Origin of the sequence: Streptomyces boetiae, assembly GCF_031845405.1 — a bacterium.
GTDB lineage: Bacteria > Actinomycetota > Actinomycetes > Streptomycetales > Streptomycetaceae > Streptomyces > Streptomyces boetiae.
Genome location: NZ_JAVREN010000027.1, coordinates 48045 through 61675, shown reverse-complemented (window position 1 = coordinate 61675; position 13631 = coordinate 48045). Strand labels below are relative to the sequence as shown.

Annotated in this window: 2 protein-coding genes; both read right to left on the bottom strand. The window is 76.7% G+C overall.

What is annotated here, in order from left to right:
• Positions 1–95: 95 nt before the first annotated feature.
• Complete coding sequence (locus RM780_RS18190) at positions 96–5198, bottom strand: thioester reductase domain-containing protein (protein WP_311631815.1); 5103 nt, start codon at positions 5196–5198, stop codon at positions 96–98.
• A complete protein-coding gene (locus RM780_RS18185; protein WP_311631814.1) occupies positions 5195–13102 on the bottom strand; it encodes a type I polyketide synthase in 7908 nt (2635 codons plus the stop codon). The genes RM780_RS18190 and RM780_RS18185 overlap by 4 nt, the downstream gene beginning before the upstream one ends.
• Positions 13103–13631 lie beyond the last annotated feature (529 nt).

The following is a 13631-nucleotide window of genomic DNA, read 5'->3' as shown; positions in this document are numbered from 1 at the left end:
GGGACGGGGTTCGGGTCGGACAGGTCGGGCGCGGTCGGGTTCGGGGGCGGCGCGGTCGGGCGTGCTCGGGTGCGAGCGAGGGCGTGGGGCGCGCGTCAGGCGCCGGGGGCGGCCGGCGGCTCCAGGAAGCCCGCCTCGACGAAGCCCCGCAGGAAGGTGTGGACCAGGCCGGTGTCCAGCGGCGGGCAGGCCAGGCCGGTCCCGCCCTCCTCCAGCCACTGCCGGGTCAGGCCGGACTCGGAGAACGGCAGCTTGGTGTCGTCGATGCTCTCGTGCAGGAAGGGCGCCAGGCCCAGCAGCGCGAGGGTGCCGGCGTTGCGGCCGGTGATCCGGTCGCGCCAGTCGCCGAACGCCAGGCGGCCCAGCGGGTAGCCGAACTCCTCGACCGCGTCGAAGAGCTGGGGCCAGGTCATCGACTCCGGGTTGACCAGGTGGAAGGTGCGGCCGTGGAGCGCGGGCCGGCTCGCGGCGGCCACCACCGCCGCGGCGACGTAGTCGATCGGCGCCGGCTGCACCGGCATCACGGCCACCGAGGAGGGCGCGATCCGGGCCTGCACGCAGCCCTTGAGGATCATCGACAGGTGGTCGAACCGGTTGAACGCGCCGGTCACGCTGTGGCCGCCGGTGTTGATCCGGTGAATCGTCACGGGCAGGCCGCGCTCCCCGGCGTAGCGCATCATGCGCTCGGCCACCCACTTGGTCTGCGCGTAGCCGACCACCAGCGGGCCGCTGGTCTCCATGTCCACGGTCTCGTCGACCGTCTCGGCCGCGAACTCCTTGGAGGAGAAGACGCCCACGGTGGAGATGAAGTGGACCGGGCGCGGCGCGCCGCTGGTGGCCAGCCGCAGCACCTCGCGGGTGCCGGCGACGTTCGCCCCCTGGAGGCCCTTGTAGCCGTAGGTCCACTTGACCATGCCGCCGCAGTGGACGATGTCCCCGACGGCGTCGTGCAGCGCGTTGAACCGGGCCGCGTCCAGGCCCAGGCCCGGCTTGGCGAGGTCGCCGAGGACCGGGACGATCCGGGAGCGGTAGGGCTCGGGGTCGATGCCGTAGTGCAGGAGGTTCTCCGTCAGCCTGCGCATCGCGTGGTCCTCGTCGCGGGCGCGGACCAGGCAGTGGACCTCGCCCTGGCGCTGCTTCATCAGCTCGTCCAGCAGGAACGCGCCGACGAAGCCGGTGGCGCCGGTCAGCAGCGTCGGGGCGGCCGGGTCGTAGGGCTCCGGCTCCCCGGTGACCGCGATCTCCGCGTCCAGCGCGGCCAGTTCGGTCATCTGGGGCACGGTCATGGACTTCGAGGGCTTGGCCTTCGCCTTGGGCTTGGCCGGCGCGGGGGCGGCGGCGGGGGCCGGGGCGGTCTGCGCGGCGGGGGCCTGCCCCGCCTCGGTGGGCGCGGTGGTCATGTCCGGTGCGTCGTCCTTCCAGATGCCGATGATGTAGCGCGCCAGCGAGGTCAGCGACCCCTGGTCGAAGAAGGCCTCCACCGGCACGGAGACGTCGAGCCAGCGCTCCACGTCGGTGCGCAGTTCGGCGATCATCAACGAGTCGGCGAGCCCTTCCAGGGAGGCTTTGGGGTCGATCTCCTCGGGCCGCATGCCGAGGATGCGGGCCATGCTGCGGCCGAGGTGGTCCACCAGCTCGCGGGTGCGCTCCGGCTCCGGCGTCGCCCGCAGGCGGTTGGCGTCGAGGGCGGGCAGCGTGTCCCCGCCGTCCGCGGCGCCGGAGGCGGGGCGTTCCGCCACCAGGCGTTCGAGCATCGAGGGGGCGACGGAGCGGTAGGCGACGCCCGTCAGCTCCGCCAGGAGCCGCCCGTCGGCGTCGGTCATCCGCAGGTCGCCCAGAATCGTGCCGTCCTCCGCCTCGCGCAGCACCGCGACGGACTCCATCCGCACGTCCGCCGCCTGGAGGGCGGCCTTGAGGTCGCCCGTCACCATGTGCGCGCACCCGGTGCCGAGCTGGACGGGTCGGTCGGCGGGGATGGCGTCGAGGTCGTCGGGGAGCGTGGCGATGGCCAGGAGCTGGATGCACGCGTCGATCAGCAGCAGCTCGGGGCGGATCCCGGCGAGGACGCCCGCGGCGTCCGGGGCCGGCGGGACCACCGTGCCGACGGCCGCCCGGTCGCCGCTGCGGGCGCCCCGGATCAGCCGGAAGCTCGGGCCCAGCCGGAAGAGCGGGTGCCACGCCCGCTGGTAGAACTCCTCCTCGGTCAGCACCCGCCGGCTGCGCTCCAGGGCACCGGCGTAGTCGGGGCCCCCGCCCTCGGCGGCGGCCGGCAGCGCGGCCGGCTCCTGCCCCTCGGGAACGGCCTCCAGCACCGTCTCGAAGTGCAGCTTCCAGCCCGCCTCGGGGCCGCCGCTGAAGAGGCGCGCCCGGGCCCGCCCCGCCGAGGGCGGGTCGACCACGACCTGGACGGTGGCGGAGTCCTCCTCGCCCAGCACCAGCGGCCGGGAGATCGACAGCTCCTGCGTGCGCGCCGGGCAGCCGAACGCCCGTTCCGCGCAGCGCAGCACCAGCTCGATGAAGACCATGCCGGGCACCACCAGCCGCCCGTGGACGCGGTGCTCCTCCAGGAACGGCACCTGCCGCAGCGACAGTTCGCTCTCGCCGACGACGCCGCCGGTGGCGGTGCTCAGCATGCGCGGGGTCAGCCCGACGCCCTCGCCGGTGTAGGGCGTGCGGGAGAGCGCGGCCTGCGGGTCGACGTCCGGCCAGTAGGCGTGGCGCTGGAAGGGGTACGTCGGGAGCTGGACCGGCCGGGCGGGGCGGGGGCCGTTGATCCGGGTCCAGTCGAGGTCGACGCCCGCCGCCCAGACGCGGGCGGCGGCCAGCAGCAGGGCGCCGACGCCGTCCTCGGCGCCGGTGTCCCCGGCGGGGGACGGGAGGCAGGCCGCGGCGACGGCCTCCTCGTCCTCCTCCTCGCGGGGGAGGGCGAGGAACGCGGGCCCCACCGCGGGGCGCCCGAGGTCGACCACGGCCTGGACCGAGCGCTCGCGGATGGCGCGCGCGGTCCCGGCCGCGTCCTCGCCCGGCGCGGCGGTCGCCTCCTCGCCGTCGGGCAGCAGCTCGGCGGTGGGCGTGCGGCGGGCGACCTCCTGCGGGCCGGCGAGGCCGGCCGCGACGCGGGCGCCCTCGGCGGCGGTCCAGACGCCCGCCAGCGCGGCGGCGGCGTGGGCCGCGGGGCCGTGGCCGACGACCAGGTCCGGCCGCACGCCCACCGCGGACCACCAGCGGCCCAGGGCCAGGGCGGCGGCGTACGCCACGAGGCCGGAGGCGCCGGGCGTCGCCGCACCGGACTCGGCCGCCGCCCTCAGCGGCGCCGCGGCCTCCGGGCCGACGGCCTCCGCGAGCTCCTCCACGAGCGCGGCCACCGCGGGCGAGCGCCGGATCAGCGCGGCCAGCAGGCGGCCGTCGCCGGCCTCCTCCTCCCGGTGCGGGACGACGAAGGCCACGCGCGGCGGGCCCTCGGAGCGGCGGCGGCCCTCGACGGCGCCGGGGACGGCCTCGCCCCGCGCCACGGCGTCCAGCCGCTCCGCGGCCTCCGCGAGGCTCCCCGCGAGGACGGCGGCGCGGTCGGCCAGGTCGGCCCGGCCCACTCCGGCCGTCCAGGCCACGTCGGCCAGGCGCGGGGCGTTCCCCCCGGCCTGCCCGTCCCGCGCGGCGGCCCAGGAGGCCAGCCGCGCGGCCCCGGCCCGCAGCGCCATCGCGCCGTGGCCGCTGACCTTGACGAGGAACGGCCCCTCCGCGGCGCCCGCCTCGTCCTGCGCACCCTCCGGCGCGGGCGCGGACTCGATCACCGCGTGGGCGTTGGTCCCGCCGAAGCCGAAGGAGGAGACGCCCGCGACGCGCCGCTCCGAGCGCCACGGCGTGGCGGTCGTCGGCACCGTCACCGGGAGCTGCTCCCAGGCGATGTACGGGTTGGGGGTGGCCAGGTTGAGGTGGGGCGGGATCAGGCCGCGCTCCACCGTCAGGACGGCCTTGATGAGGGCGGCGATGCCCGCGCCGGCCTCCAGGTGGCCGATGTTGGTCTTCACCGAGCCGAGCGCGACCGGGCCCGCGCCGCTCTCCTTGCGGCCCTCGCCGAGCACGGCGGCCAGCGCGCGCACCTCGATCGGGTCGCCCAGCGAGGTGCCGGTGCCGTGCGCCTCCACGTACCCCACCTCGGCGGGGCGGACCCCGGCGACGTCCAGGGCCTTGCGGATGACGTCCTGCTGGGCGGGGCCGCGCGGCACGGTCAGGCCGGAGCTGCGGCCGTCCTGGTTGGTCGCGGTGCCGCGCACCACGGCCCACACGCGCTGCCCGGACTCGCGGGCCACGTCCGCGCGGCGCAGCACGACCACGCCGCAGCCCTCGCCGCGCACGTAGCCGTCCGCCGAGGCGTCGAAGGTCTTGCAGCGGCCCTCGGGGGAGAGCATCTGCGCCTTGGACAGCGCCACCGTCGTTCCCGGGGACAGCATCAGGTTGACGCCGGCGACGAGCGCGGTGTCGCACTCCCCGGCGCGCAGGGCCTGGGCGGCCAGGTGCAGGGCGACCAGGGAGGAGGAGCAGGCGGTGTCCACCGTCATGCTCGGGCCCTCAAGGCCCAGGGCGAACGACAGCCGGTTGGAGGCCATGTTCTGCGAGCCGCCGGTGGCGGCGTAGGCGTCGATGGCGGACACGTCGCTGGTCGACAGGCGCAGGCGCTCGAAGTCGCTGCCGCCCATGCCGACGAAGACGCCGGTGCGCGAGCCGCGCAGCGAGTCCGGGGCGATGCCGGCGTGCTCCAGCGCCTCCCAGGCCACCTCCAGAACGAACCGGTGCTGCGGGTCGACGCCAACGGCCTCGCGCGGCGGGATCCCGAACAGCCCGGCGTCGAACTCCCGTACCCCGTCGACGAATCCGCCGTGGCGCGAGTACGTCCGGCCCGCGGCGCCGGGATCGGGATCGTAGAAGTCGTCGACCTTCCAGCGGTCGGCGGGCACCTCCACCACGCCCGAGCGGCCGTCCACCAGCAGTTCCCAGAAGGACTCCAGGCCCACCGCGCCGCCGGGGAAGCGGCATCCCATGCCGACCACCGCGATGGGCTCGGTCAGCAGCCGCCGGGCGTCGGCGGCCTCGGCGCGCGCGGCCTTCAGCTCCACCAGGGCGCGGCGCAGTACCTCGGCCGAGCGCCCCGCGTCGGCCGTTTCCGCCGGGGCCGCCGCTTTCGTCGCCTGATTCGTCATGACATCTCCCGTGGGCTCGTCGTGGATTCCTGCGACTGCGACTGCTCCAGCTCCTGGTCGAGCAGGTCGAGGAGCTCGGCCTCGGAGAGGCCGTCGAGGGTTTCACCGGGTGCGGCCGGCTGGTCCGCCGCGTCCTGCGGCAGCGCCAGCACCGTCGTCAGCAGGTAGTCGGTCAGCGCGGCGATGGTCGGGTGCTCGAAGGCGGCGGTGGCCGGCAGGTCGGTGCCCAGCAGCCGGTCGACGCGCTTCTTCAGCTCGACGCTCATCAGCGAGTCCATGCCGGCGTCGGCGAAGCCGGCGTCCCGGTTGAGCCGCTGCTCCTCGTCGCGCCCGAGGACCGCGGCGACCTCCCGCTGCAGCAGGTCCTCCATCAGCCGCACGCGGGCCGCGCCGCGGGCGACCCGCAGGCCGCGCAGCACCTCCTCGTCGGCGGCTGCGGCGGCCTCGCGGCGGGTGCCGAGCTCGGCGAGCAGCGGCCGGCGGCGGCGGGCCTCCAGCACCGGGCGGAAGCGGTCCCAGTCGGCCGGGGCCACCGTCACCTGCCGGTGGTCGTGGGCGGCGAGCAGGCGTTCCAGCGCGGCGAAGCCGACCGGGTCGGGCAGCACGTGCAGGCCCATCGCCTCGAACTGGTGGAGGTATTCGCCGTCCACCAGGTCGCTGCCGCCCCACCAGCCCCAGTCGATGGCGACGCCGGGCAGGCCGCGGGAGGCGCGGTGGTGGGCCATGGTGTCGAGGAAGCCGTTGGCCGCCGCGTAGTGGCCGGCCAGCGCCGAGCCCCAGACGGCCGCGGCCGAGGAGAACATCACGAAGAAGTCCAGCCCGTCTCCGGCGGCGTCGCTGTCGGGGCCGGTCAGGGCGTCGAGCAGCAGGGTGCCGTCGACCTTGGCCCGGGTCATGTCGCGGAAGCGGTCCCAGTCCAGCTCGGCCACCGAGGAGGGGTTGAACGTGCCCGCGGCGTGGACGACGCCGCGGATCGCGGGCCACTCGGCGCCGGGCTCGAACAGCGCGCCCATGGAGGCGGGGTCGGCCACGTCCACGACGGGTGTGTGGACGGTGGCGCCCGCGTCGCGCAGCCGCTGGACGGCGGCGGTCACCGGGTCGGCGGGGTCCTCGGGCAGCGGGCGGCGGCCGGTCAGCACCAGGTGGCGGGCGCCGCGCTCCACCAGCCACTCCGCCACGCGCAGGCCGAGCGCGCCCCGGCCGCCGGTGATCAGGTAGCCGTCGGTGCCGGTGACGGGCGCGGAGGGGGCGGGGGCCAGGCGCTCGATCCGCGACAGGCGGGCGACCCGCCGGGCGCCGGCCCGGTAGGCCACCTGGTCCTCCTCGTCGGCCGCGAGGATCTCCGCGACCACCGCCCCGGCCTCGGCGGCGGGGTCGTTCGTCTCAGGGTCGAGGTCGACCAGGCCGCCCCAGATCTCGGGCTGCTCCAGCGCGACGACCCGGGCCAGGCCCCACACGGGGCTGTGCAGCGTGGCCACCGGGCCGCCGTCGATGCCCATCGCGCCGCGGGTCACCACCCACACCCGGGGCGGGTTGACGGGGTTGACCCGGCGCAGCCCGGAGGAGGCGGCCAGGAGCGGGCCGCAGGAGACGGCGAGCGCGCTCTCCACCTCCCGGCCCAGGTCCTGGCCGGCCGCGCCGCTGTACTCGCCGGCGGCGAGGGTGCCGCAGTGCACCAGGCCGCGCAGCGTGCCGACCTCGGCGACGGCCTCGGCCAGGGCCTGGCGCACCGTCTCCGGCGCCCGGGGGTCGAGCCGGTCCGGGCCGAGGACCACGCACTGCCCGCCGGCGTCGGTCAGCCGCGCGGCGACCTGCCCCGCCAGGCTCTCGCCGGAGGCGCCCTCCCCGGTGCCGTCCGCGACGATCAGCCAGCCGCCGTTCGCCGTCGCGGCGTTCGGGGCGGGCGGCTCGACAGCCGACGGCTGCCAGGTGATCTCGTAGGTGGCGTCGGCCAGTTCGGCCTCCAGCCGCCCGCCGTCCCCGCCCCGCTCCGCCGGCGGCTTCGGCAGCCAGTAGCGCCGCCGCTGCCAGGGGTAGGCCGGCAGCGTCACCCGCCGCCCGCTCGCCTCGGGGTGGAGCGCGACGTGGTCCAGCTCGTAGCCCAGGACGTGGAGCCGGCCCGCGGTGGCCAGCAGCGTGGCGCGGCTGTCGCGGCGGGCCCGCTGCGAGGGCAGGACGGTGTGCGCGGCGCCGGTCTCGGCCAGGGTCTGGGTGGAGGGCGTCGTCAGCACGGAGTGCGGCCCGACCTCCACGACCACCGTGTGGCCCGAGGGGGCGGCGGCCGTGCGCAGGGCCTCGGCGTAACGCACCGGGCGCACCATGTTCTCCGCCCAGTACGTCGCGTCCGGCGCGCCCTCGAACCGCTCGCCGGTCACGGTCGAGCACAGGGCCACCTCCGGCGCGGAGGCCTCCAGGCCCTCCAGCGCCCGCAGCAGTTCCGGCCGGGCCGGGAGCATGCGCCGGGTGTGGAAGGCGTACTCCTCCTGGATCCGCGCCCAGGGCGCGGGGCGCCCGCGGACGGCCGGCTCCAGGGCGTTGAGGGCGCCCGCGTCGCCGGCGATCACCACGCTGCGCGGGCCGTTGACCGCCGCGATCGAGAGCAGGTCGCCGTGGGGCGCGATCAGCTCGGCCGCCTCCTCGGGGGAGAGGCCGACCGCGACCATCGCGCCCGAGCCGCGGGTCGCCGCCATCACCTCGCCGCGGCGCACCACCACCGTCATGGCCTGGGTGAGGTCCAGGCTCCCGGCGGCGTAGGCCGCCCCGATCTCCCCGACGCTGTGGCCGACGACCACGTCGGGCGTGACGCCCCACTCCCGCCACAGCTCGGTCAGCGCTGCCTGCACGGCGACAATGCCGGGCTGGGCGTAGCGCGTGTCGGACAGCAGGGAGGTCTCGGCGGGCGCCCGCAGCGTGTCGAGCAGCGACCAGCCGGCGAGGTCGCGCACCAGCTCGTCGCAGCGGTGCAGCACCGCGGCGGCGGCCGGCTCGGTGAGCAGGCCGGCGCCCATGCCGGCCCACTGGCTGCCCTGGCCGCTGAAGGCGAAGACGAGGCGGCGGCGGTCCTCGGGCACCACCCGGCCGGTGGCCAGGGCCGCGTGCTCCTCGCCGCGGGCGGCAGCGGCCAGCGGCCCGGCGGCCTCGGCGGCCGAGCCGGCGGTGAGGGCCAGGCGCTCCACCATCGGGGTGCGGCGCACCGCGGCGTTGTACGCGACGTCCGCCCAGGCGGGGGCCCCGGCGCGGTCCTCGCCGTCCTCGCCGGCCAGCAGGTCGCCGTAGCGCCCGGCGAGCGCGGTCAGGGCCTCGGGCGTGCGGGCCGAGAGCACCAGCAGGGAGGCGCGGCCGTCCCCGGGGGCGGTCTCGGCCGGCTCGGGCTCCTGGGCGCGGGGCGGCTCCTCCAGCACCACATGGGCGTTCGTCCCGCTGAAGCCGAAGGAGCTCAGGCCCGCCACCCGCGGGGCGCCCTTCGCCTCCCAGGCGGTGGGCTCGGCCGGGATCTCCACCGGCAGCCGGTCCCAGGACACGTGCGGGTTGGGGGTGGAGACGTGCAGGTGGGGCGGGATCTCGCCGTGGTGCAGCGTGAGCGCCACCTTGATCAGGCCGGCCACGCCCGCGGCGGCCTCCAGGTGGCCGATGTTGGTCTTGGCCGAGCCGACCCGCAGCGGAGCGCCCGCCCCGGGCTCCGGACGCAGCACCTCCGCCAGGGCGTTGACCTCGATCGGGTCGCCCAGGGAGGTGCCGGTGCCGTGCGCCTCGACGTAGCCGACCGCGGCGGGCTCGGCGCGCGCGTCGCGCAGCGCCTCGCGGATCACGCGCTGCTGCGCCTGCCCGTTGGGGACGGTCAGGCCCGCGCTGGGGCCGTCCTGGTTGACGGCCGAGCCGCGCAGCACCGCCCAGACGCGGTCGCCGTCGGCCACCGCGTCCCGCAGGCGCTTGAGGATGACCACGCCCGCGCCCTCGCCTCGGCCGTAGCCGTCGGCGGAGGCGTCGAACGTCTTGCAGCGGCCGTCGGAGGCCAGGGCGCCGAGGTTGGCGAGGCTGGTGGTGGTCGACGGGGTCAGCATCAGGTTGACCCCGGCCACCACCGAAAGGTCCGACTCCCCGGCGCGCAGGCTGCGTATCGCGAGGTGGGTGGCCACCAGCGAGGAGGAGCAGGCGGTGTCGACGGCCAGGCTCGGCCCCTGCGTGCCCAGCAGGTACGACAGCCGCCCGGCGGCGACGCTGAAGGGCGTGCCGGTGGCGCTGTAGGCGTCGCCCTCGGTGCTGGGGTCGGCGGCGATCAGCTGGAGGTAGTCCACGGTGGTCATGCCGACGTACACCGAGGTGGGGGAGCCGGCCAGGTCCGTGGCGGGGTAGCCGGCGTCCTCCAGCGCCTCCCAGGCCACCTCCAGCAGCAGCCGCTGCTGCGGGTCCATGCTGCGGGCCTCGCGCGGGGTGATGCCGAAGGCCTCGGCGTCGAACAGGTCCACCGGCACGTCGAGGAAGCCGCCCCGGAAGACCTCGGGGGAAACGCCCGCGGCGCGGGCCGCCGCCGCGGCGACCTCGGCGTCCCAGCGGCCCGGGGGGACCGGCGAGGTAGCGTCGCGGCCCTCGCGCAGCAGGCGCCAGTAGCTGTCGAGGTCGTTGGCGCCGCCGGGGAGGCGGCAGGCCATGCCGACGATCGCGATCGGCTCGGCGGGGTCGGCGGCCGGGAGGGCGGGCGCCGGGGCGGCGGGGGCCGCGTCGGCCTGCGCCTTGCCGTCCGTGGCCTGCTCGCCCTCCAGCGCGACGAGGTACTGCGCCAGCCGGCGGATCGTCGGGTGCTCGAAGACGGCCGTGGCGGGCACGTGCAGGCCGTGCTCCTCCTCGAAGCGGGTGCGCATCGTCATGACCATCGCCGAGGTCAGGCCCAGGTCGAACAGGCCCGCGTCGGCGTCGAGTTCGTCGCCCTCGGGCAGGTCCATCACCGCGGCCAGCTCGTCGCGCAGCAGGGTGACCAGGGCGGTGACGGCCTGGGCGTCGCGGCGGCCCCGGCGCGCGACGGCGGGGCGCCGGGCCTCGCGGGCGGGGGCGTCCGCGGCGGGGGCCTGGGTCGCGGCGGTGCCGTTGGACGGTGCCGTGCCGTTGGTGTGCGCGCTGCCGTTGGAGTGCGCGGCGCCGTTGCTGTGCGCGCCGTTGGCCTGCGCGGGCGTGGCGCCCGGCGCCTGGCCGGGCAGGTCCAGCCAGTACGTCCGCCGCTGGAAGGGGTAGCTCGGCAGCACGGGCAGCGGACCGGCGGGACGCGGGCCGTTGACCCGGGACCAGTCCAGGCCGACGCCCGCGGCCCACACCCGCCCGGCCGCCTCCAGCAGGCCGCGCCGCGTGCCGCCTTCCATGACCACAGACGGGACGCAGACCGGCTGACGCTCGCCGGAGGCGGCGAGGATCAGCGGGAGCAGCCCGCCGGCGCCCAGCTCGATCACCACGCCGATCCGGCGGTCCAGCAGGGTCCGCGCGGCGTCCCCGAAGAGGACCGGCTCCCGGGTGTGGCGCACCCAGTAGTCGGCGGTGGTGACCTCGGGCCCGGCCAGCCGGCCGGTGGTGTCGGAGACGAACTCCGCGGTGGGACGGCGGGCGTTCACCCCCTCGAACGCCCGGGCAAGGGGCGCGAGAACGGGGTTCATCTGCGGGCTGTGGAAGGCGTGGGAGACCCGCAGCCGGGTGCCGCGCACGCCCTCCGCGGCCAGCTCCTCCAGCAGCGCGGTCACGGCCTTCGCCGGGCCGGCGACCACGGTCTCGCGGGCGCTGTTGCGGGCGGCGACGACGACCTCGCCGTCGCGCAGGGCCGCGCGGCCGAGCAGGTCCTCGGCCGGGCGGAAGACCGCGGCCATCGCGCCGTCGGAGGGCAGCTCGCCCATCAGGCGGGCGCGGGTGGCGACCAGCCGGGCGCCCTCCTCCAGAGTGAAGACGCCGGCCAGCACGGCGGCGGCGTAGGCCCCGGCGCTGTGGCCGACGACCGCGGAGGGGCGCACCCCGGCCGACTGCCACCACCGGCCCAGGGCGACGGCCGCGGTGAAGAGCGCGGGCTGGACCACGGAGGTCTCGTGGAGGGCCGCGGCGACGGCCGGGTCCCCGCTGTCGTCGAGCAGCGCGGAGAGCGGCAGCTCCGAGACGGGGCCGACCGTGGCGGCGACCGTGTCCACGACCTCGGTCACCTCGGGCAGCCGGCCGTAGAGCCCGGCGAGCGCGCCGGCGAGGCGCTGGCCCTGGCCGGGGACGACGAAGCCGACGCGGGGCGCGCCGCCGGTGCCGCGGCGGCCCCGGACCACGCCGGGGGCGGGGCGGCCCTCGGCCACGGCCCGCAGGCGTTCGGCGGCCTCCTCCGCGGTGGCGGCGACGACGGCGGCCCGGTCGGCCAGGTCGGCCCGGCCGACTCCGGCGGCCCAGGCCAGGGGGGCCAGCGCGGCCGGGGCGTCCCCGGCCTCCTGCCGGAGGAATGCGGCCAGCCGTTCCGCACCGGCGGCCACCGCGTCCGCGCGGTGGCCGGTGACCTTCAGAAGGAACGGTTCTTCGGTGGCCGTGTCCGAGGCGTCCGCCCCGGCGGCCTGCCCGGTGCCCGCGGCCTGAAGGGGCGGCGGGGACTCGATGACGACGTGGGCGTTGCTGCCGCCGAAGCCGAAGGCCGAGACCCCGGCGAACCGGCGTTCGGCCTCCCAGGGCGTCGGTGCCTTCGGCACGGTGACGGGCAGCCGGTCCCAGGGGATGTGCCCGTTGGGCGTGGTCAGGTGGGGGTGGGGCGGGATCACGCCGCGCTGCACCGTCAGCACGGTCTTGATGAGGGCGGCGATGCCGGCCCCCGCCTCCAGGTGGCCGATGTTGGCCTTGACCGAGCCGAGGGCGACCGGGCCGGCGCCGCTCTCCTTCCGGCCCTCGGCCAGGACCGCGGCCAGCGCGCCGACCTCGACCGGGTCGCCCAGCACCGTGCCGGTGCCGTGCGCCTCGACGTAGCCGACCTGGTCCGGGCGGACCCCGGCGACCTCCAGCGCGCGGCGGATGACCGCCTGCTGCGCCGCGCCGCGCGGGGCCGTGAGGCCGTTGCTGCGGCCGTCCTGGTTGGTGGCGGTGCCGCGCACCAGCGCCCACACCCGCTGCCCGGACTCCCGGGCCGTCTCCGCGCGGCGCAGCACGACCACGCCGCAGCCCTCGCCGCGCACGTAGCCGTCGGCCGCGGCGTCGAACGTGGCGGACCGCCCGGCCGTCGAGAGGAAACGCCCCTGGGAGAACGCCACGGTGACGCTGGGGGAGAGGATCAGGTTGACGCCGGCGACGATCGCGGTGTCGCACTCGCCGGAGCGCAGGGCCTGGGACGCCAGGTGGAGGGCGACCAGGGAGGAGGAACAGGCGGTGTCCACCGCCATGCTGGGGCCTTCGAGGCCCAGGGCGAAGGACAGCCGGTTGGCCGCCATGGTGAGGGCGACGCCGGTGGTGTACGAGCCGTCGATCGCCGTGACGTCGGTGGTCGACAGGCGTAGACGTTCGTAGTCGCTGCCGCTGATGCCGACGTAGACCCCGGTGCGGGAGCCGCGCAGCGAGTCGGGCGCGATGCCGGCGTGCTCCAGGGCCTCCCAGGCCACCTCCAGCACGAACCGGTGCTGCGGGTCCACCCCTACGGCCTCGTTGGGGGCGATGCCGAACAGTCCGGCGTCGAACTCCCGTACCCCGTCCACGAATCCGCCGTGCCGCGAGTAGGTGCGGCCCGGGGTGCCGGGCTCCGGGTCGTAGAAGTCCTCGCTCCTCCACCGGTCGGCGGGCACTTCCACGACTCCCGAGCGGCCGTTGACCAGCAGCTCCCAGAAGGCATCCACGCCCACGGCGCCGCCCGGGAAGCGGCATCCCATGCCCACCACGGCGACCGGGTCGTGCACCGTTCTCTCCGGTGAATGACTCATGCGTGCTCCCAATGCGGAAGAATGGGTAAGGGCGAACCAGGCCGGCATTCGGACGTGATCCACATCAGCCCGGGGCACGGGAACGACGCCGTTGGCGTTTCCGGTTCCAGCGTCATGAAATTCCCGCGCACCGATGTGCTCGGGGGGTGCAGGAATGCGGTGACGTGTGTTTCCATCCTGTCGAACAGGCGTGCATGGGCACACCCCTAACCGGCCCCTAGATGTGCCACGGGGGGCAACCATCCCGGGGCGGGCGCGCGGGCGCGGCCGGGGTGACCTCGGCGCCCGGCCCGTCCCGTACGGCCCTGTTCACCGGGCGGGCCCGAGGCGTTCACGGGGCGCTTGCGGGGGCGCCGCGCCGGGTGGGGCCGGCCGCGGCAGCCCTTAAGGGGTTTCCGCTCCGCCCGATCGGCGCCGCCCCGGGAGCGGCCAAGGGAAAGGGAATGTTGAATTCCAGTAAATTCAGGTAAAGCCTTTGCCGCCGGGGCGGCGGCGCGGATTCGGGTGCGCTCACACAGGGGAAGCCCCG

Excerpts from the sequence above, each read along its gene's own strand:
- RM780_RS18190 (WP_311631815.1), bottom strand. The coding sequence starts at position 5,198 with ATGACGAATCAGGCGACGAAAGCGGCGGCCCCGGCGGAAACGGCCGAC.
- RM780_RS18185 (WP_311631814.1), bottom strand. The coding sequence starts at position 13,102 with ATGAGTCATTCACCGGAGAGAACGGTGCACGACCCGGTCGCCGTGGTG.